Source organism: Rhodococcus sp. A14 (assembly GCF_011603105.1).
Taxonomy (GTDB): Bacteria; Actinomycetota; Actinomycetes; order Mycobacteriales; family Mycobacteriaceae; genus Rhodococcus_F; species Rhodococcus_F opacus.
On sequence record NZ_JAAOQS010000008.1, the window covers coordinates 129,744 to 148,921 of the forward strand.

Genomic DNA, 19,178 nt, shown 5'->3' on the forward strand with positions numbered 1-19,178 from the left:
AAAGTGAGTAGACATTGTCTACCCCCTGTCATGATAGACACTGGCTACATGAGTGGAGAAGTGCAACCCCTGCGCGCGCGGCTGATCGACTGCGGGCGCGAATTGCTGGACGACGGCGGCATCGACGCCGTCGGGCTACGCGCCGTCGCCCGGCACGCGGGTGTCTCACACGGCGCGCCGCGGCGGTACTTTCCCACCCACAAGGCGCTGCTCGCCGCGATCGCCGCGTCAGGATTCGCCGAGCTGTCCGAACGGCTCCGGTCGGCGATCGTGTCCGAGGCGGACCCCCTCGCACGCGTGCGGCGGACGGCACGGCAGTACCTCTCCTTCGCCGACACCCACCGCACCCTGTTCGAATTGATGTTCCGGCACGACCTGCTCGAGGGTTCGGGAGAGGACCTGCGGCACCACTCGAAACCCCTGTTCGAGACGGTCGTCGCACTCGTCGCGGACGCAGGCGCCGAGACCCCGCACGTGGTCGCGTTGAACCTGTGGACCCAGCTGCACGGGGTGGCGACCCTCCGCGCCACCCGCAGCATCGAGGTGATCGTCGGCGACTTCGACGTGGAGGCGTTCGTCGCGCAGCTGATCGACCTCCATCTCAGGGCGTAGGCAGGACGGCGCGCGGCAGGTCGGCCCGCAGTTCCACATCGGTGACGAAGTCCCCGTCGTCCGGCTGGTAGCGACGCTGCGGATCGAAGTCCTCCACCCGGAAGCTGTCCAGCGTGGGGGAGTGTGTCGTGACGGCGAGGGTTCCGCCGTCGAGATCGAACTGCAGGAGTCGCTGGAACCCGGTCTCGCGGCGGCTGTCGACCGTGAAGTACTGGTAGTCGGCGAGCAACTCCACGACCTTCCGGTCCGTGTCGCCCACCTTCCGGTCGGTGACCGTCGTCTGCCCGTCGACGTGTCCCGCGAGGACCAGGAAGACCGTCTCGAAGGGAACGACGAGCCGGTTCCAGATCTGCTGTCCCGCACTGCTACCGATGTCGCCGAACCCGCTCATCCGCAGCGAGCCGTCCTTGTCCAGGTAGTAGTGGCTGCCGATCACCACGTTGCGGTCCGGGTGGTCGGCGAGCACGTCCTCGGCCCACTGCAGCACGTGTTCGGGTGGGTTGTAGCCGATGTAGAGCATCAGGAATTTCGCGCCGGCGATGTCGAGCAGGTCGTAGTGCGCCGAATTGTCCGTGTCCGTGACGGATTCGCCCCAGTACGGCTGGTCACGGTACCGCCACGGCCCGAAGAACTCGTTGTAGAGGGCGTGGTTCTTCTCGTGCTCGCCGGGAATGAGTCGTCCGCCGACGTTCCACAGGTTGTCGTGGTTGCCGGGCAGGACACCGTAGGGAATGCCGGCCTCTTCGAGCGTCGCCATCGCCTTGTCCGCCACCTCGAACTCGGGCCGGGCGCGGGACTCGGGTGCTCCCGGACGAATCCAACTCTGGACGAGGTCGCCGGTGTGCATGGAATAGGCGATCTTGCGTTCGGCGGCATTCTCGGCGGTCCAGCGGGTCATGTCGAAGTACACCTCCGGCCGGTCCCGGGACACGTACTGGGTGTCGCTGATGTGCTGCAGCGCGAAGTCGTACGCGTTCGGGTCGGCGAACTGCTGATCGGCTGTCGCGTTGGCCTCGCGGAAACTCCGATCCCGTCGAGGGCCGTCGATGACGAGGATCTGAGCGGAGTCCTCGCCCTCGATCCGGGTGGTCAGGGTGACCGGACCGCCCGGACCGGACGGCTGCGCCGTCGCGACCGGCTCACCCCAGCTCTGCCCCTCCTCGTCCCACACGTGCATTGCGAGGTCGTCGAGATTCACGGAACGCCCGTGCCAGGTCACGTCCGTGCCGGCGGACTCCGGGCCGAACCGGACCTCGTACCGCATGTACGGGTACTCGTCGAAGCGGTGGCTGGTGGCCGACCTACCGTCCGACTCCTCACCCGGAACCCGCTGTGAGGGAGCGGCGTCGCCGGTGGTCCCGGCGAACATGACCGCGGATGCGAGGGGCGCCGAGGTGACGAGGCCACGCGCCGGCAGACCGGACGCGCCCCGGGGTTCGGGATCGGCCGCCGCGACCACGTCACCGCCGAGCAGCGCCGCGGCGAGTGACACCGCCGTCAGCGCGGCGATCCTGCCCGGCACGCTCATGACCTGAGGTTACAAGCGCGACCGGGCAGGCGCTCGGGTCAGGCCTTGCGGCCGAGGAAGGCCAGGACCCTGGTCTGCTCGTCGGCGTCCGCCGGGACGTCCACGGCGGGGCCGCACACTCCGGCCGTGCGGATGCTTTCGCCCATCTGCTCGGCCACGCCGCCCACCCAGGTCAGGTCGCCTGCGGGGATGGTCTCGTCGAGGCCGGTGGCCCGGGCCAGGTCCCAGCCGTGGACCACCAGGTCGAAGCAGTAGAAGCTGTCGATGGTCTTGCCGAGGTCGGTGCGGCCGAAGTGCCCGTCGTACTCGCGGCTCACGAGAGCCGGGTCGTTCAGGATCTCCTGCATGCCATCGCGCGTGGCCGCCCACGCGGCCACCGGGTCGTCGTCGACGGACGGCGGCTCCGGCAGTTCCAGATCGACGACGGTGACGATGTAGCGCTGCGTGTCGATCACGTGCCGCACGACGTCGCGGGCCGTCCAGCCGTCACACGGGGACGCGTCGTCCCAGCGTGCGGCGGGTACGGATTCGACGCGCTTCGTGAACTTCGCGGCGAGGTCGCGGTAGTGGGCTGCGGGGGTTTCGGTTGTCGAGGTCATGCTGCCGATTCTTCTCCCGTCCCGCGTCCGAGGGCTTGAACATTTCCGACATCGACGACAGATTCCGTTCCGTGCCAGTCGGGGGCCTCACTGGTGAGGAGGTCGGACGGGGTGAGCGAGGAGATCCGCCGGCATTCCCGCGACAGGTGCGCTTGGTCGCTGTAGCCGGCGGTGGCGGCGAGTTCGGCGAGTCCGGTCCGCGTCCCCGATTGCGCCAGCGCCATGAACCGTTGCAGCCGCAGGATTCCGCGGAGGGTCGCGGGCCCGTATCCGAACGCGTCGTTGCATCGCCGCTGCAGTTGCCGCTCGGTGACCGAGGCGGCGTCGGCGAGCGCGCCCACGTTCCACGAATGCCGGGCGAGCGCCTTCCGGACGGTGCCGATCAGAGGGTCGGCTTCCGGTCCGCGGGTTCGCCACGCGCGCACGGCGTTCTCGAACAGGGCGATGCGTTCCGCGTAGCCGGGAGCGTTGTCGAGCCGGTCGGTCAGTTTCCGTTCCCACGTGGACCCGAGCACGTCCCCGAGACCGACCCGGATGTTGCGGACCTCGGCCGCCGACGTCCGCAGCAGATGCGAGGCGGCACCGGGACGGAAACGGACGCCGACGGATTCGGTGCCCGGCGGCAGCGCGAAAGACCAGGCCCTGGTTTCGGGACCGCACACGCGGATTCCCACACCCGGGATCCACAGGATGTCCATGCACGCGTCCGGCACCAGCAGATGCTCGCCCTGTGTCCGCGCGGACCACCCGCACACCAGGGTGCCGGTGAGGTCGGGCGACGGTGCGGTCGGCGTGTACCAGCCCATGCCCAGGAGCCTAATCACGGATACCGACACGTGCGGGCCGGTCACATCGCCCGAAGTGCCCGCACCGGCACGCAACTCGAGGTGAACTGTATGCACGGGTCCGCAGAGGTTCCCCGGAGGCCCGCCACTTCGCCGTCACAGAGAACGAGGACTCCATGAGACGAACATGGGCGCTGGCAGCGATCGCCGCCGTCAGCCTGACCTTCTCGAGTTGCGCCTACGACAGCACCGATTCCGGCGACACGGGCGGCAACGCCCCGGTGTCTCCGACGCCGACGTCCCCGCCCGCCGCGCCCGGCACACCCGTCCTGAAGATGGGACCGACGACGCTCGGCGAGGTGATGGTCGACGACGGTGGTATGACGGTCTACGTGTACGACAACGACGAGGTCGGCTCCGGCGCCAGTTCGTGCCGGGACACGTGCCTGCAGTCGTGGCCGCCGGTCACCACCGTCACCGAGAACCCGACCGTGCAGGGGTTGCAGGAAGTCGTCATCGACACCATCCCGGCGGCGGACGGCACCCATCAGCTGACCGTGAACGGCCGCCCCGTGTACCGCTACAAGGACGACAACGAACCCGGGGACGCATTCGGTCAGGCGGTCGGCAGCGTGTGGTGGACCCTCGACTCCGCAGGCAACCCGGTCACGACAACTGCGGGCGGCGAGTAGCGCGGTCGATCCTCAGGTGGACGGTGACGGTCAGCGCTGCCGACAGGACGGCAGCGAACCACAGGGCGTCCAGCCCGATCCAGTGGTGCGCGAGGGCGCCCGTCACCGCGCCCACCACCAGGCCGGCCCACAGTGCGAAATGTCGTAGCCACGCCCACCGCGGCCCACCGAACAGTGCCCCGGCCAGTCGATGTCCCATCTTCACGAGCGCGCCCGTCATGTAGGTGAGACCGATGGTCACCTCGCCGTCGCGCTGGAAGAAGGAGTTCTCGGCGCCCATCGCGAGCAGCATCGCGCCGACGGCTACCGTGCTCGCCCCGACGGTCGCGGCCACCGCGCCCGCGATGAGCAGTCCCGACACGACCGCGAGCACCGTCGTCCGGACGGGCAGGCGCCGTCGCTCGGACAGGTGCACGACCACGGCACCCAGGGCGCAGCCGAGGACGAACATGCCGATCACCGCGGCAGCAGTCGCCGCGTGCGCCCACTCGGCGTCCGCGAACCCGACACTGAACCGGGTGAGATTGCCGCTCATGAACGCGACGAAGAACCCGCCGAGCGTGATGAATCCCAGCGCGTCGACGTAACCGGCCAGCGTGGACAGCACCACCGCCAGCGCGAGCGTCCGCTTGCTGTCGTCGATCGGCACACCCACATCAAACACCGCAGCCGACGACAGTGGCCCCCGATCCGGAGATCGGGGGCCACTGTGGCGTAGGTCAGGCGCTCACGACGCCTGGCTCAGGACGTCCCGAGGGCGGGCGCCAGCGTGTTGGCCCAGGACTCGTGCAAGCGGTCCTGCCAGTAGTTCCACGTGTGGAGACCGTCGTCGGTGATGTGGGTCTGCAGCTTGGCGCCGGCGCGCTGCACCGCGGGCACGAAAACCTTGCTGCTCAGACCGGAGGCGGTCTCGAGGGGGACCGTCTGCGAGAACTTCACCGGGTCGAACGAGGCGCTGTCCGGGTCGACGGTCGGATCGCTCGCCGTCGAGCCTGCGCCGGACGAGATGTAGACGGACTTGCCGCGCAGCGCGCCGACGTTGAGCAGCGGGTCGTTGCGAAGCCACGCAGCCGACGGCCAGAAGCCCCACATGTTCAGCGCGTTGCCGCCCATCTGGGCGACCGAGACCTGGATGCCCTGCGCGAAGCCGGGCGAGCTGGCCGTCGGGTATCCGCTGTAGGACGCGACCGCCTTGTAGAAGTCGGGGCGGTGCGTGGCGAGGTTCAACGCGGAGGTGCCGCTCATCGACAGACCCGCGACCGCGTTGTTCACCCCGTCGCTGCCGAATTGGGAAGCCATCACCGGAGGCAGCTCATTGGTCAGGAACGTCTCCCACTTGACGCGGCCGAGCTTCGGGTCGTCGCGCTGCCAGTCGGAGTAGAAGGTGCCGCCGCCGCCGAACGGGATGACCACGTTGACGTGCTTGCCGGCGAAGAAACTCTCCACGTCGGTCTCGATCAGCCAGCCGTTGTTGTCGTCCGGTGCCCGCAGACCGTCGAGCAGGTACAGGGTCGGCGCGGGACCACCGCCCGCGGCCTTGAGCACCTTGACGGGAATGTCCTTGTCCATCGACGGTGAGTACACCGAGATCAGGGCCGAGTCGGCGTGGGCGACGCCCGTTCCGGCCAATACGGACACGAGGCCCGATGCCAACACTGCGACCAGGCCCACGATCAGTGCGCGGGTGCGACGAATCGCCATACGAATGTCCTTTTATCTCGAATCGACACACAGCACAGCGAACGCTGCACCGCCGACGATAACAGGAAGATAACGGGTTGCGCCTGCTGTGGCCAGGACTTTCGGATCCGACAGCCGGTCGGTCGTCGCTCGGAGACAGAAAAAAGAAACCCCTGCGAACCGCTTCTCAGCAGTTCACAGGGGTTCCTGTGGCGGAGGATAGGGGATTTGAACCCCTGAGGGCGTTAACCCAACCCGCGTTCCAGGCGAGCGCCATAGGCCACTAGGCGAATCCTCCGTGGAGGAGCATACCCAACGACGGCGGCTCACCGTTAAACGGCCAGGTAGCCGCCCGTTCTAGGCCCACTTCAGCTGGGTAAGGGCGTGCTCGGCGAGGGGGACGGACCGGTCGCAGGACGTGTCCGGGTTAGCGGTGGCGTCGAGACCGAATTTGGTCTCGATCGACAGGGTGCCCGCATCGGTCGTGATCTCGAGGATGCACTGGTATTTGCTCTCGGCGAGCGCGCGCCCCTCGAGTCCGCCGACGTCGATCGTGCGCAGCGGGTCGACCGGTTCCGGCGCGCTCGTCGTGGTGATCGTCACGGTGTTCAGCGCCTCGGGCTTACCCCACGTGCAGGCGCGACGTTCGGGACTGTCGGTGGCGGTGCCCTCGCCGGCGCCTGCCGTGAGAAGCGGTGCGAGCGTCGCATCGTCCGCGAGCGTGCACGGCTCGGCCGCGTCCCAGCTCACCGCGTCCGAGGTGGCTGCGTCGTCGCTGCCTCCGCCGCATGCCGACAGTGCTGCCACGACGGCGGCGAGTGTCACCGCGTGTGCTGTCCTTCTGAGTTTCATCCCGATCCTTTGCCGACGGTGGCCGAATGCGGGGGCGACGGTAACACTGGCCGTGGTCAGAGGTGCGGCGTCGGGCGCGGACCGGGGTGGATCCCGACCACGGCTCAGGGCCGTCTACACTCTGTGGTGGATCCCGCGCGGCGCGCATCCTGTGAACTCCCCCAGGGCCGGAAGGCAGCAAGGGTCAACGGGCTCTGCCGGGTGCGCGGGGTCCCCTATCTTTCGCATACCCGACCCACGACGTCGGTGAGAGGCCGCTCCTGATGACCAACCAGACCCAGATCGGGTTGATGAGCCATGAGGAACTACTTTCGGAGCACGAGCGCCAGACTGCGAGTTACGCGCAGCTGAAGACGGAGAAGCTCACGCTCGACCTCACTCGCGGCAAGCCCTCGCCCGAGCAGCTGGATCTGTCGGCGGCGCTGCTGACACTGCCCGGTGACGGCGACTTCCGCGACGGCAACGGCACCGACACCCGCAACTACGGCGGGCTCACCGGACTGCCGGAGCTGCGCGCCATCTTCGGTGAACTGCTCGGCATCCCCGTCGAGAACCTGCTCGCCGGCAACAACGCCAGCCTCGAGATCATGCACGACAACGTCGTGTTCGCCCTGCTGCACGGCACCCCCGACTCCCCGCGCCCGTGGTCGCAGGAGGAGAAGGTCAAGTTCCTGTGCCCGGCGCCCGGTTACGACCGCCACTTCGGGATCACCGAGACCTACGGCATCGAGATGATCCCGGTGCCGATGCGCCCGGACGGCCCCGACGTCGGCGTCATCTCCGAGCTGGTGGCGAACGATCCGCAGATCAAGGGTCTGTGGGCCGTTCCCAACTACTCCAACCCGACGGGCGCGGTGTACTCGGAAGAGGTCACGCGGACGCTGACGTCGATGCCGACCGCCGCCCCCGATTTCAGGCTGTTCTGGGACAACGCCTACGCCGTCCACCCGCTCGTCGGCGAGACGGCGCCGTCGCTGGACATCCTCGGGATGGCCGCGGAGGCGGGTAACCCCAACCGGCCGCTCGTGTTCGCGTCGACGTCGAAGATCACGTTCGCCGGTGCGGGCGTCAGCTTCTTCGGTTCCTCGACCGCGAACCTGGCCTGGTACCAGAAGTACCTCGGCAAGAAGAGCATCGGTCCCGACAAGCTGAACCAGCTGCGGCACCTGCGGTTCTTCGGTGACGCCGACGGTGTGCGCGCCCACATGGAGAAGCACCGCGAGATCCTGGCGCCGAAGTTCGCGCTCGTCCTGAAGATCCTCGAGGACCGTCTGGGGGCGTCGAAGGTGGCGTCGTGGACGGAGCCGAAGGGCGGCTACTTCATCAGCCTGGACGTCGTCGAGGGCACCGCGAAGCGCGTCATCGCCCTGGCGAAGGACGCGGGGATCGCGCTCACCGCCGCCGGATCGGCCTTCCCGTACGGCGTCGACCCCGAGGACAAGAACATCCGGCTCGCGCCGAGCTTCCCCTCGATGGAGGATCTGGACAAGTCGATGAACGGTGTCGCGACGTGCGTGCTGCTCGCGGCCACCGAATCGCGCCTGGACCTGCCGAAGTCCTAGCAGACGACGTCTGGCCGCTCACCCTTCCCGGGTGAGCGGCCGGACGTGTCTCTACATCCTGGCGTAGCGCGCCATCACGAAGCTGTACAGCCCGTACGCGGCGATGCCCAGTCCGGCGAGGACCAGGAGGAACTGCCCGAACGGCGCCGAGCCCAGGGTCTTCACCGCGCCGTCGAGGCCGGTGGCCTTGGACGGGTCGGCGTTGACGACCGCCACGATCACCAGCACGCCCGCGCCCGCGATGACGAGGCCCTTGGCCACGTAGCCGACCACTCCGAGGGGTTCGACGAGCTTCGACGGGGTGCCCTTCAGGTCGTCCAGGAAGTTCTTCGACGCCCCCTTGTAGATGTGGTAGCCGCCGATCGCGATGGCGACGAGACCCACCACCACGAGAAGAATCTTGCCTCCCCCGGACTCCATGAGGCGTGCACTCATTCCGGCGTTCTGCTGACCGCTCGACTTCCCGCCGCCGCTCGCGAACTGGTATGCCGAGAAGGCGAACGCGAAGTAGACGACGGCGAGGCCGAACGCCTTCGCGCGGTCCAGCAGGGACGTGTCGTCGCCGTCGCCCCCGGAATTCTCGGTGACGTGGGGGCCGAGGACGGTCTCGGCGAGCCGCCACAGCGCCATCGCGATGAACGCGACCATCGCCACCCACAGCACGAACCGGCCACCGGGTTTGGCGGCCAGGGCGCCGAGGGCCCCGGACTGATCGGCGTTGCCGCCGGTGCCGAACGCCAGCTGAATGATGATGTACGCGATCAGCAGGTGGACGAAACCGCTCATCACGTGGCCGGCGCGCGCGACCCGTTCGAAAGTGTTGCTGTCGGTTGCCCTGTCGACGGCGCGGCTCATCCCGTTGGCTCGATTCGTTTCGTTCTGGGCCATCGGGTGTCCTTCGGGTTGTGCGAACGGACCGGAGTCCCTGTGACGTAGAGGTACCCGATATGGGCCGCGCCGACACGGGATGAGCGTTATCGCACTGTGTTCGTGACCCGGTCGATCAGGTTGGACGCGCTGTAGTAGTCGAGGCGGAAGCTGTCCTTCCCGAGCCCGATCACCTGTTTCTTCTCCACGGACGGCGTCTCCCGCAGCGTCGGATCGGCGAGGAACCTGTCGGCGTCCGCTGCTTCACCGATCACGATGAACGTGGTGTTGCCGGGCACCGCTCGCGGCAGGTTCTCCTGCCCGGCCGGCACGACGTCCTTGCGGCCGGCCATGATGCCCTTGTCGGCGGCGGTGAGGTCGGCGGGCAGCTCGGCGAGCGAGAATCCGAGGCGTTCCAGCAGGATGCCCTGCGCCGATTCGGCGGTGAAGATCCGCGACTCCTCCGGCGAGTTGTACGCGAGCACATTCACCGGGTTCGCCGCAGCGACCTTGTCGCCCAGCGCCGACTTGGCGTCCTCGAGCTGCTGGTCGAACTTCGCGACGAGGGCGTCGGCCTGTGCCTCGGCCCCGATTGCCGCGGCGATCTGTCCGCTGAGGTCCTGCCACGACTGGTCGTCGTATCGCAGCACCACGACGGGCGCGATCTGCCTCAACGTGTCCACCTGATCGAGCGCCGAGTCGCCGCCGGTGGCGGACACGAAGATGAGGTCCGGATCGGCGGCGGTGATCTTCTCGACGTTGGGTTCTCCCTGGTACAGCGTGTCGACGCCGCGCTCGGCGGCGATGTCCGCCCACTGCGTGAACAGACCGTTCTCGTCGGTCACGTCGCTGGCTCTCTGCGCGCCGGTGCCGATCAGGGGAGCGTCGAGGGCGAGCAGTGAGCCGGTGAGGGTGACACTGGTGGACACGATCCGCTCGGGCTGCTGTTCGAGCGTGATGCTGCCGGTCTCGTCGCTGACGGTGCGCGGCCAGCTCTGGTCGGACGCGGCGGTGGTGCCGGTGGTCGCGGCGTCGGAATCGGGATCGGACGAGCACGCGGCAGCGCCGATCCCGACGGCGAGGACAGCGACGGCTGCCAGTGAGCGACGAAGTTTCACGGTAAGACTCTCTTTCGCACGGGTAAGCAACTAATTTAGGCTAGCGTTACCTACATTCGAATGGGGAAGTGGATGCTGCAACGAGTGCCGGGACCCGAGCGTCGCGTCGTACGCGTACGGTCGATCGACGACCTGACGCGTGACGGCGTCCCTGCGTCTGGGACCGTCTCGCCGCCGCGGGCAGTCCCCTGATCGAACCGGACGGGGCAGACCCCGGCTGTGTGATCGCGACGTTCTGCTGGCGGGATCCGGACGGCGAGGAGCGCACGTCGCGCACGCGGCACGTCTACCTCGACGCCAACGGAATCACCGACCGCTCCCGCCTGGAACAGGCCGCGCTGTCGCGGCTACCCGGCACCGACCTCTGGTCCCTGTCGATCGAGGTCCCCGAGAAGTGGCGCGGCGCTTACCGTTTCATCCCCCGCACGGAAACAGCGACGGTTCCCGGCGACACCCCGGGCTGGCAGTGGTGGCGGAGCGTGCCCGCCGACGCGCAGTCCGACCCGTTCAACCCACTGCCGACGCGGGTGGTGCAGATCGGCGACAGCTCCGAGGCCGTGATGCCGGCGGCGCCCGTGCAGCTCTGGTGGACGGACCGGCCGGGCCGCGGCGTGCTCCACGAGACGACGTTCACACTGTCGGGCACGCGCCGGTCGGTGTGGGTCTACGAACCGCCCGGACTCACCGCCCGGAACCGTCCGGTCGTGGTGGTGCTGGACGGCCGGACGTGGGCGGCCGACCTGCCGATCGCGGGCTCCGTCGACGCGCTCGCACGTACGGGGCACCGGGTTCCGCTCGTCGTGATGGTCGACAGTGTCGGACCCGAACTGCGTTCCGAGGAGCTGGGCTGCAGTGCCGCGTTCGCGTCCGGTCTCGCCGGCGAACTGCTTCCGTGGCTGCGGCGGGAATGGGGTGCCACCGACGATTCCGCGTCGACAATCGTGGCCGGCTGCAGCCTGTCCGGATCGTTCTGGTGGCCCGGCTCGGGGCCGGGAGTCCCGTTCCAGCACCGCGTCCGCGTCGCGGCCCCGTCGAACAGCCGGTTCAGCGTGGAGGTCGGGACACTCGAATGGATGCTCGTCGAACCCAACCGCGAGGTGCGCGACCTCTTGGTCGGCACCGGCCACGACGTGCGGTACCGCGAGTTCTGCGGGGGCCACGACGTCCTGCACTGGCGCGACGGTCTGATCGCCGGCGTGGCCTCGATGCTGGAGCGTACCGACCGGTAATGCAGTGATGTGGATAACTCTGTGAATAAACCGCGCGTCGAGGTGAAGGGCGCACCCGCCCGATCGTGGGATGGCAGGATCAGAGCATGGCACGCACGCTGAATCTGGTAGGGGATCCGGACGCCGACGCACTTCTGGCGAGTGATCCGCTGGCGTTGCTCATCGGGATGTTGCTCGATCAGCAGGTCACGATACCCTTGCAGTCGTGACCGAACCGAGTCAGAGACTACGCGCAATCGTCGGCGCTCGTGTGTCAGTGGTCCAGGGACCACAGAAGGTGTCGCACCTGGCCCAGCTCGAAACCGCCACGAAGTGGGCGGATGCCAGAGGATACGAGATCGTTGGATCGTTCGAGGATCTCGGCGTGTCGGCCGAGAAGCGCCCAGAGGACCGGCCAGACCTCGGGCCGTGGCTGACCGAAGAAGGCGCGGCCAAGTGGGACGTGATCGTCTGGTCGAAGATGGATCGGGCTTTTCGGTCGACCCGGCATTGTGTCGACTTCGCACGGTGGGCCGAGGAGCGGCAGAAGGTCGTAGCGTTCGCCGACGACGGGCTGACGCTCGACTACCGGCCCGGAGTGGCCAAGGGCATCGACTCGATGATGGCCGAGCTGTTCGTCTACCTCGGGTCGTTCTTCGCCCAGCTCGAGCTGAACAGGTTCAAGACCCGCGCCCAGGACTCCCACCGGGCGCTGAGGCAGATGGATCGGTGGGCGTCCGGTGTCCCTCCACTCGGGTTCAAGGTGATCGATCACCCCAGCGGCAAGGGCAGGGGCCTTGCCACCGACGAGGTCGGTAAGGCGCTGCTCCAGGCGATGGCGGCACGCCTGCTCGACGGCTGGTCGTACATCCGGATTGCAGCGTGGTTGAACGCCGCGTACACCGATCCGCGGTGCGCCGACGAGCACGTCCCCGGCTGCGAGTGCCGGGACGCTGGGGCACTGACGAACATGGACCGGGCTCGAGTGGCCAAGGGCAAGCCCGCGAAGGCTCGCCCGTGGACGGTAAACACCGTGATCGACGGGCTGACCTCGCCGCGTACGCAGGGGTTCAAGATGACCGGGCGCGGTAAAGCGTCCAGGATCGTCCTGGACTCCGAGGGTGAGCCGATCATGCTGGCGGATCCGACGTTCGACGCTGGCACCTGGCGGCAGATCCAGGAAGCTGCCGCACTCCGCAAGATCAACCAGCGGGTGCCGACGTTTACGTCAAACCCGATGCTGGGTGTCGGTGTGTGCGGCTGCCAAGGGTGCCCCGCCTGCGGCGATGGCGGCGGTTGCGGGGCCACGTTGGCCCAGCAGAAGTCCAGGAACACGACGGTGTCAGGCCAGGTCAACGAGCACCGGTACTACCGGTGTGGACGTACCCCGCTGAACTGCAACGGAACCACGATCAGGGCCGACGACGCCGATGCGTCTATGGAGCGGATGTTCCTCGATCGGTGGGGAGACCAGAAGGTCACTCGACGCGTGTTCGTCCAAGGTGAGGATCACGCCGCCGAGCTGGAACAGGTGAGCGCAACCATCGACCGGTTGCGGATGGAGTCCGACGCCGGTCTGTTGACGACGCCGGACGATGAGCGGCTATGGCTCGAGCGGATGAAAGCTCAGGTGGCCAAGCGCGACCAGCTCGCGGCCACACCGTCGCGAGCGTCCGGGTGGGTGTCCGAGGAGACCGACCAGACGTATCGGGAGGTCTGGCCGGACGCCGACCGGCGTCAGCTCATGATCGACCACGGTGCGCGGTTCGTCCTGTACCCGACAAGGCCAGAGGGCGGATTGCGTCAGATGGCAATGCTCATGCCCCAGGGCGTCGCCAGCTTGCCCGATGACTTGAACCTCGACGACCTGCCCGAGCCTGACTTGGTTTCGATCGAGTTCGGCGAGCCCGAGGAGTGACCGGGCACCGGGGCCGGCCAAAAAACACGGCAGGCCCCGACGCACTTGGATCACCTGAATCCTGGAGCCAACACCTCCAGGTGAGAGGCTCGTACTAGTACCTGACGTCCACGCTGAGCGACGTTCTAGCGGTTTGGGTACCTGTGGTACCCCTGTGGCATTCAGGCGCTGACGGCGCAATGACGACTAGTGAGCCCGCTCACACAAGCAGGTGCGAGCCTGCGAGTAACGCCTATCTATCTAGTGAGGGAGTGAGCCCTCGGCGGCTCACCCGTCGTGAGCCCGGTCACAGATGACCGGCTGACTCCGATATTCGCTCGTACTTATCTAGTGAGGGCACGACCCGGAGTCGTGACCCTGGCCACACCTCAGGGTGTGGGCCGGAAAGTGTCCCCTACTTACATATGAGGCCCTAAGAAGGCCCGACTGACTCCAGACCGGCCCTCATGGCTGGTCGTGGGTATCGGGTGAACTGCGCCACACTCTGAGGTGGCGGCTGGAAAGTGTCCCGTATTTACATATGAGGGCCTGATAGGCCCTAGGGGAGCCGCACCGGCGGCTGACCTATTTTAGTGAGTTGCCTCACAATCTACGGTTGAGCTTGAAAAATTACCCCTACTTATATATGTAGGGCCTGAAGAGGCCCCCTGAGATCCGCAGTCGCGGATCCTCCTAGCGTAGTGAACTAGGACACACTGGGGGGATCCTGCTTGCAAAGTACCCCTATATATATTATGAGGGCCTAAGAGGCCCTCTAAGAGCGCCCATCAGGCGCTCCACCTCCTAGACCGGCCCTCAGGGGCGGTCATCAGTCATCGGGCAGCCGCAGCTGCCCTACTTGACATCCCCAATCTTGCGAGCTTGAGCCCGACCGTGGTCGGTGCTCGCCGCATCCGGGTGTTCACCAGGCACCCGGAGGTCGGTCGGTGTAGTTCTCTCCTCCGCCGACCGCCTGAACTTCCCGAGGACTACTCGGGTGGCCCGCTGCTTCATCAGCGGGATAAGTACCAGTGTGCTGGTGCGAAGTTGACGGCTGGTCACCGTCTGTCTCTGTGAGAGATGAACTGTTGGTGGAGTTCCCCCGGCCTGTGCTCAGCGCGGGTCGGGGGTCTTCTTTTGACCCAGAACCCATAGCCCTACCCGATCCCGAAGGAGGTGGCAGTCATGCCCGCCCACCGTTGTACCCGCCACGTCCACCGAGGACCCGAGGACTACCGGCCCGATGGCCGGACCTGCATCCACTGCAGCCGCGAGGCTCAGCAGCGTTACCGCGCTCGCTGCCGAGACGCGTTGCGAACACTGAAGGACCAGGCCGATCAGGCCTGAGCTTCACCCATGAACGTCCGGCCCAGGTGGCCGGGCTAAACAACCCACGATGGAAGGAACCCCATGTTCGACATGGACCAACTGCCCAATGAGGCACTCGAATACATCATCCGGCTCCGCAAGGAAGCCGCCCAGTACCGGGACCAGCGAAACACCGCACGCAAGCAACTGGCCGAACTCCGAGATGAGTGGGAACAGTTGTCGGCTGACGCCGCCGATCTGTGGCGGGGGACCAACCCCCGCAGTGGCGAGCCGCTGCGGGTTTCCCATGGCTAGCCGAAACCCAGTCCAGCACCACGGAGGCCTAGTGGGAACCAACCCTGACGGCACCCGGCTGTATGCCTCGGTGCCGATGACGCTGGCTCGGGATGGCCAGCTAACCGCCGCTGCCCGATCGGTGGCCATCTACGTCTGGTCTCACGACGAGAAGTTCAGCCAGTCCCGGAACGACATCGCCGAGAAGCTCGGCATGAGCGTGAACACCGTAGGTAAGGCGCTCGCCGACCTGCAGGCTCACGGCTGGATGGTCCGTGAGGTCCACGGCAGAGGCTCCGAGACCTGGCACCTGCAGATGTCCAATACGCCGTTCACCCCGGATCGGATCCGGGCACTCGGCGGTGCCCGACTAGATCAGAAATTGATCCAGTCTGAGGGGACTGGATCAGAAACTGATCTACCTACTAGATCAGAAACTGATCTACCTACTAGATCAGAAACTGATCTACATAGAAGTAGAAGGAGAAGTGCACCAGAAGTGCACTTCATCAGTAGTGCAAGCACTGATCAGGACGAGACCGGCCATGAGAGCCGTTCTCTTGCGGTTGAGGGTTCAGAACCAACTGCAGAGAATCGGCCGGCCAAAAGCAGGCAGGCCGAACCTGACCCTGAACCTGCATCTGCTGGTGCCACCGAGGCACCCGAGGAGAACCGGCCTATCGGCCTCCACTCGCTGACTGCATCTGCACCGGTCGGTGTCGACACCGACCCGTTCGCCAGCGAGCCCGCATGGCGAGCTGAGGCAGCCGCCAGCGAGGAGCGAGCGGCACGCCAGCTCGAGCCTGCACGGCACCGGATCGCGGATCCGTTCGCGAGCTGACTACAACTTGACATCCCCCAACCGAGGCCCCGCCAACACCGGGGCCTTTTTGCTGCCCGGACCAGGGCAGCGACAACACCAGAGGAGAGAGAACACATGGACGCACTGACCAAGGCAGTCGCACGAGCTGCAGAGCACGGAGGCCCGGAGCGGGTCTGGAACGTCGGCCCTGACGCCGCCGTCCGCTTCAGCCGTGGCCAGGGCCACCCGTTCGACGGTCTCACCGTCACCACGTGGATCGAGGACTGATGAGCGCCTACAGCCGCCCCGAGACGTTCGAACAGTGGTGGGAACGGCACGGCCAGCCCTACGAGGCTGCCGTGAACGAGGGAGGCGGCACGCCGTGGCCGCTGGATCCCGAGAAACGAGCTGAGACCGCCAAGCGGCTCGGTCTCCCTGAGAACGCAGACCCGATGGAACTACGTCGGGCTCTCTGGTCGCGGAGGTACGCCCGATGACCAACACCACCAAACGCTGCACGAAGTGCGACATCACGAAGGTGGTCGGGGAGTTCTACCGGAACAAGTCCAGCCGCGACGGTCTGTATTCCCAGTGCAAGACCTGCAAGAACGTCGCTGTGGCTAAGAGGCGCACGGATAACCGGGGCGAGTATCTGGCGCGGAAGCGTGAGTACACGCGCGAGAGGACAGCCGCAGATCCGATGTTTGCCAGGTTGAACAGGGGAGCGACCAGGGCACGGACTCTCGGCAACCCGGTCGAGACGTTCACCTCGGACGATCTACTCGCCTACTGGCGGTCGGTCGGTATCGACCCGACCCGGTGCTTCTACACCGGGGAGCTGCTGGGCGATGACTTCCACCTAGACCACATGACGCCGCTCTCACGAGGCGGTGCCCACGCCGTCTGGAACCTCGTTCCCTGCGCGCCTGAGGCCAACAACTCCAAGCAGGGCCAGACCGCCGACGAATACACGAACCGAGAGGTAGCAGCATGAGCACCCACGAAACCACGACATCGATTCCCGGCCCTGAGGGCAACGCTGATGGAGTTTCTATCGATTCGGCTACCAGTACGCCGGAAACGAATAATGAGCCCCAGAAGGGCAATCGTGAGGCTCGGTACCGCACCGAGCGGAACGCTGCCCGCGAGGAGCTGGCGACCGCCAACGCTCGCATCGAGCGGGTCCAGCGAGCCGAGGTCGAGCGACTGGCAGCAGACGCAGGCCTCAGCCACGCGTCGGACGTGTTCACGATGTCGGGCAACGAGCTGGCCGACTACCTGACCGAGTCGGGAGACGTCGACCCCGCCCGCGTGGCGGCTGATGTCGCCGCCGTCCTGGCCGAACGGCCTGGCCTGCGGAAGAACGCCCCCGCGTTCGATCCATCCCACGGCACCGGAGGCACCAAGCCGAAGCCACAAGCCCCGTCGTGGGGATCGATGTTCCAGTGACTTTGAACGCTGCAGTCTGCGGCTGCGCGTTCGCATAAAGGGGCTGTGCCCCAACAGGATTCGGTCTGTGACCGTCTCCTGAGCAATCACCCATCAGGGCCTCTGGCAACGAGCCAGGGGCCTTTTTCATGTCCACAGGAGGACACATGGCAGTACTGAATTCCGGCCTCGAGAACGCTTTCACCCCCGAGGACTACGGCAAGCTCGTCGACGCCGAGGTCGACGCTAAGTCGGTGGCCTTCCAGGCCGCGACCGTCGTCGACACCGACAAGCACCAGGTACGTTTCCCGATCCTGGTCTCGGATCCGGCCACCGGCTGGTACGCCGAGAACACCCCGATCACGCTGGTCGACCCGGACACCAACGAGATCGTCGTGATCCCGTCGAAGGTCGCAGGCCTCACCCAGGTCTCGAACGAGGCGGTCGACGACACCGACCCTGCGGTTGCCGCGATCATCGGCCAGGCGCTCGCCCGCGACATCGCGAAGAAGACCGACGTTGCGTTCTTCGGCAACACCGTGGCCAACGGCCCGAGCGGTCTGCTCTCGGTCGCTGGCGTCCAGGTCGTCGACACCGGTGCCGCCTGGACCACGCTCGACCACTTCCACCAGGCGAAGCACCAGGCCATGGCCGAGGGTGCCGAGCTGACCCATATCGTCCTGGCCCCGGACGTGGCACTGGCCCTGGCGAAGGCGAAGACGGGCACCGGCTCGAACCAGGGCCTCCTCGAGACCGTCGACGACGGAATCAAGCTCGCCGGTCTGATCGCGCTGGTCTCGCCTGCGGTCACCGCTGGCAACGCCTGGGCGCTGGATTCCTCGCAGGTGATGACCGTTCGTCGCAAGGGCACCACGGTGACCACCTCGACGGATGCAGCGTTCGGCTCGGACGCTACGCAGATCCGCGCTGTCTCCCGAGTCGGGTTCGGCTTCGCCAACCCCGCTGGCATCGTCCGCCTGCACGATGCCGCCTGATGTCAACTTGACATCCCCAGGAACGGACCTGGATCCGTTCCCTGACAACTGAATACGCCGCTGGGGGGTCGTTCTACGGGACGGCCCCCTGGTGGTTTCCAGACCCCCGAGGAGAGATGAGAGCCCGCCATGGCCGAGAACAACCGCACCCGCAAGGACCGCAGCCCGAAAGCATGCCCCCGCGAGGGCTGCCCCGGCATGAGTTTTGACGGGGAGAAATACTGCAGCCTCACCTGCCGATCGATCGCATACGAGCTGGAGAACACCCAGCGGGTCTGCGAGTACATCGGGGATACCCCGCTGACCACCGAGCTATGGACCGAGGCTGTCGCCCTCGGTGACGCCTGCAGCCGGTACCTGCAGCTGGGGTACCAGCTCCGCATGCTGGCGCTGGACTCAGGCATCACCCCCAAGCAGTGGCAGGAGATCCGAAAGGGACGAGGCACCGCTAGCTAGGAGTCGCCCGGTACTACTCCGAGTGCCCCTCGACTACGACAGGCTCAGGCTGCTGCAGCTTCAGGAACTCCGAGCGTGGCAGAGCGCACGGGACAGGTAGATCCTCGAGTATGTCCTGGTCAGAGGCGGATGCTGCAAAGAACGCATCGAGGCCGTCGAGGGCCTGCCCCTGCTCGTTGTTGTCTGTTGTCTGCATCAGCACAGCGAACCACACACAGCCACACACACAGGCCCCACACACACCACCCAGGGCTGTATGCCCAGGGGTACCCAGGCCCCCGAGCCGAGGTAGCTCGGGTGAGGTCGAGTCGAGTCGAGTCAGTTGGTCTAGGCCCTGAGGCTGAGGCCGAGGGGGTTGGGCCGGGGCTCGGGTGGGTGAGGCCCAGGCCCCTCTAGGCCTGGGAGGTCTGGCCTCTGCTCGGGCTCGGGTCGGTTGGTGTCGAGTCTCTCTGCTTGTGGGCTGGGCTGAACCAGCACCGCGGCACACGTTTACGC

The 19,178-nt window shown here is 66.7% G+C and carries 22 protein-coding genes, 1 tRNA gene, 1 other RNA gene and 1 pseudogene; 15 read left to right on the forward strand and 10 right to left on the reverse strand.

What is annotated here, in order from left to right:
• Positions 1-30 precede the first annotated feature (30 nt).
• Positions 31-612 (forward strand): TetR/AcrR family transcriptional regulator, encoded by a 582-nt coding sequence (locus tag G9373_RS07205; RefSeq protein WP_043790165.1) that lies wholly within the window; start codon positions 31-33, stop codon positions 610-612.
• Here G9373_RS07205 and G9373_RS07210 read toward each other — a convergent pair.
• The 3 genes from G9373_RS07210 to G9373_RS07220 are packed head-to-tail and all read right to left on the reverse strand — an operon-like array spanning position 602 to position 3,545.
• Entirely contained in the window at positions 602-2,140 is a 1,539-nt protein-coding gene (locus G9373_RS07210; protein ID WP_133985939.1) for a metallophosphoesterase, read from the reverse strand. The genes G9373_RS07205 and G9373_RS07210 overlap by 11 nt on opposite strands.
• A gap of 38 nt (positions 2,141-2,178) precedes the next feature.
• Entirely contained in the window at positions 2,179-2,739 is a 561-nt protein-coding gene (locus tag G9373_RS07215) for a TIGR03086 family metal-binding protein (protein ID WP_005567004.1), read from the reverse strand.
• A complete protein-coding gene (locus G9373_RS07220) occupies positions 2,736-3,545 on the reverse strand; it encodes a helix-turn-helix domain-containing protein (protein WP_005567003.1) in 810 nt (269 codons plus the stop codon). The genes G9373_RS07215 and G9373_RS07220 overlap by 4 nt, the downstream gene beginning before the upstream one ends.
• A gap of 155 nt (positions 3,546-3,700) precedes the next feature.
• Between G9373_RS07220 and G9373_RS07225 the strand changes: the two genes are divergently transcribed.
• Positions 3,701-4,216: a lipoprotein gene (locus G9373_RS07225; protein ID WP_005567002.1), complete on the forward strand. Its 516-nt coding sequence runs from the start codon at positions 3,701-3,703 to the stop codon at positions 4,214-4,216.
• Here G9373_RS07225 and G9373_RS07230 read toward each other — a convergent pair.
• From G9373_RS07230 to G9373_RS07245, 4 genes are all read right to left on the reverse strand, one after another.
• Entirely contained in the window at positions 4,191-4,871 is a 681-nt protein-coding gene (locus G9373_RS07230; protein WP_005567001.1) for a YoaK family protein, read from the reverse strand. The two genes, G9373_RS07225 and G9373_RS07230, sit on opposite strands and share 26 nt — an antisense overlap.
• Positions 4,872-4,957: 86 nt before the next feature.
• Positions 4,958-5,917 (reverse strand): alpha/beta hydrolase family protein, encoded by a 960-nt coding sequence (locus G9373_RS07235; protein ID WP_005253354.1) that lies wholly within the window; start codon positions 5,915-5,917, stop codon positions 4,958-4,960.
• A 189-nt stretch (positions 5,918-6,106) separates the two neighbouring features.
• Positions 6,107-6,194, reverse strand: a tRNA-Ser gene (locus G9373_RS07240).
• Positions 6,195-6,253: 59 nt separating this feature from the next.
• Positions 6,254-6,748: a hypothetical protein gene (locus G9373_RS07245; RefSeq protein WP_039951754.1), complete on the reverse strand. Its 495-nt coding sequence runs from the start codon at positions 6,746-6,748 to the stop codon at positions 6,254-6,256.
• A 125-nt stretch (positions 6,749-6,873) separates the two neighbouring features.
• Here G9373_RS07245 and ffs point away from each other — a divergent pair.
• An RNA gene (gene ffs, locus G9373_RS07250) (signal recognition particle sRNA small type) lies at positions 6,874-6,968 on the forward strand.
• Positions 6,969-7,011: 43 nt separating this feature from the next.
• Positions 7,012-8,310 carry an aminotransferase class I/II-fold pyridoxal phosphate-dependent enzyme gene (locus G9373_RS07255; protein WP_005566998.1) on the forward strand — a complete coding sequence of 433 codons (1,299 nt, stop codon included), beginning with the start codon at positions 7,012-7,014 and terminating at the stop codon, positions 8,308-8,310.
• A 51-nt stretch (positions 8,311-8,361) separates the two neighbouring features.
• On the opposite strand, the gene G9373_RS07260 is transcribed toward G9373_RS07255, so the two are convergent.
• Together G9373_RS07260 and fepB are read right to left on the reverse strand one after the other, a co-directional pair.
• Entirely contained in the window at positions 8,362-9,198 is an 837-nt protein-coding gene (locus G9373_RS07260) for a DUF1206 domain-containing protein (RefSeq protein ID WP_133985940.1), read from the reverse strand.
• An 86-nt stretch (positions 9,199-9,284) separates the two neighbouring features.
• On the reverse strand, positions 9,285-10,295 hold the full coding sequence (fepB, locus tag G9373_RS07265; RefSeq protein WP_005566995.1) for a Fe2+-enterobactin ABC transporter substrate-binding protein: 1,011 nt from the start codon (positions 10,293-10,295) through the stop codon (positions 9,285-9,287).
• 191 nt (positions 10,296-10,486) lie between these two features.
• Here fepB and fes point away from each other — a divergent pair, with 191 nt between their 5' ends.
• The 11 genes and pseudogenes from fes (at position 10,487) to G9373_RS07320 (ending at position 18,683) form a co-directional block, all read left to right on the forward strand.
• On the forward strand, positions 10,487-11,524 hold the full coding sequence (gene fes / locus G9373_RS07270) for an enterochelin esterase (RefSeq protein WP_346842811.1): 1,038 nt from the start codon (positions 10,487-10,489) through the stop codon (positions 11,522-11,524).
• Positions 11,525-11,610: 86 nt separating this feature from the next.
• A pseudogene (locus G9373_RS07275) lies at positions 11,611-11,718 on the forward strand (Fe-S cluster assembly protein HesB); the annotation flags it as partial.
• A gap of 11 nt (positions 11,719-11,729) precedes the next feature.
• On the forward strand, positions 11,730-13,421 hold the full coding sequence (locus G9373_RS07280) for a recombinase family protein (RefSeq protein WP_167114492.1): 1,692 nt from the start codon (positions 11,730-11,732) through the stop codon (positions 13,419-13,421).
• 1,389 nt (positions 13,422-14,810) lie between these two features.
• Positions 14,811-15,023, forward strand: a complete 213-nt coding sequence (locus G9373_RS07285; protein ID WP_167114495.1) for a hypothetical protein — start codon at positions 14,811-14,813, stop codon at positions 15,021-15,023.
• 31 nt (positions 15,024-15,054) lie between these two features.
• Complete coding sequence (locus G9373_RS07290) at positions 15,055-15,843, forward strand: helix-turn-helix domain-containing protein (RefSeq protein ID WP_167114500.1); 789 nt, start codon at positions 15,055-15,057, stop codon at positions 15,841-15,843.
• 96 nt (positions 15,844-15,939) lie between these two features.
• Positions 15,940-16,092 carry a hypothetical protein gene (locus G9373_RS07295; protein ID WP_167114503.1) on the forward strand — a complete coding sequence of 51 codons (153 nt, stop codon included), beginning with the start codon at positions 15,940-15,942 and terminating at the stop codon, positions 16,090-16,092.
• Positions 16,092-16,301, forward strand: a complete 210-nt coding sequence (locus G9373_RS07300; RefSeq protein WP_167114506.1) for a hypothetical protein — start codon at positions 16,092-16,094, stop codon at positions 16,299-16,301. The genes G9373_RS07295 and G9373_RS07300 overlap by 1 nt, the downstream gene beginning before the upstream one ends.
• Positions 16,298-16,798: an HNH endonuclease domain-containing protein gene (locus G9373_RS07305; RefSeq protein WP_167114509.1), complete on the forward strand. Its 501-nt coding sequence runs from the start codon at positions 16,298-16,300 to the stop codon at positions 16,796-16,798. Before G9373_RS07300 ends, G9373_RS07305 begins: the two co-directional genes overlap by 4 nt.
• Complete coding sequence (locus tag G9373_RS07310) at positions 16,795-17,253, forward strand: hypothetical protein (RefSeq protein ID WP_167114512.1); 459 nt, start codon at positions 16,795-16,797, stop codon at positions 17,251-17,253. Before G9373_RS07305 ends, G9373_RS07310 begins: the two co-directional genes overlap by 4 nt.
• Before the next feature lie 146 nt (positions 17,254-17,399).
• The gene (locus G9373_RS07315) at positions 17,400-18,227 is read left to right on the forward strand and encodes a phage major capsid protein (RefSeq protein ID WP_167114517.1); all 828 of its coding nucleotides are present in this window, start codon (positions 17,400-17,402) and stop codon (positions 18,225-18,227) included.
• A 129-nt stretch (positions 18,228-18,356) separates the two neighbouring features.
• Positions 18,357-18,683 (forward strand): hypothetical protein, encoded by a 327-nt coding sequence (locus tag G9373_RS07320; protein WP_240960403.1) that lies wholly within the window; start codon positions 18,357-18,359, stop codon positions 18,681-18,683.
• Between the two features lie 13 nt (positions 18,684-18,696).
• Here G9373_RS07320 and G9373_RS07325 read toward each other — a convergent pair whose 3' ends face one another.
• Positions 18,697-18,879, reverse strand: a complete 183-nt coding sequence (locus tag G9373_RS07325) for a hypothetical protein (protein ID WP_167114522.1) — start codon at positions 18,877-18,879, stop codon at positions 18,697-18,699.
• Positions 18,880-19,178 lie beyond the last annotated feature (299 nt).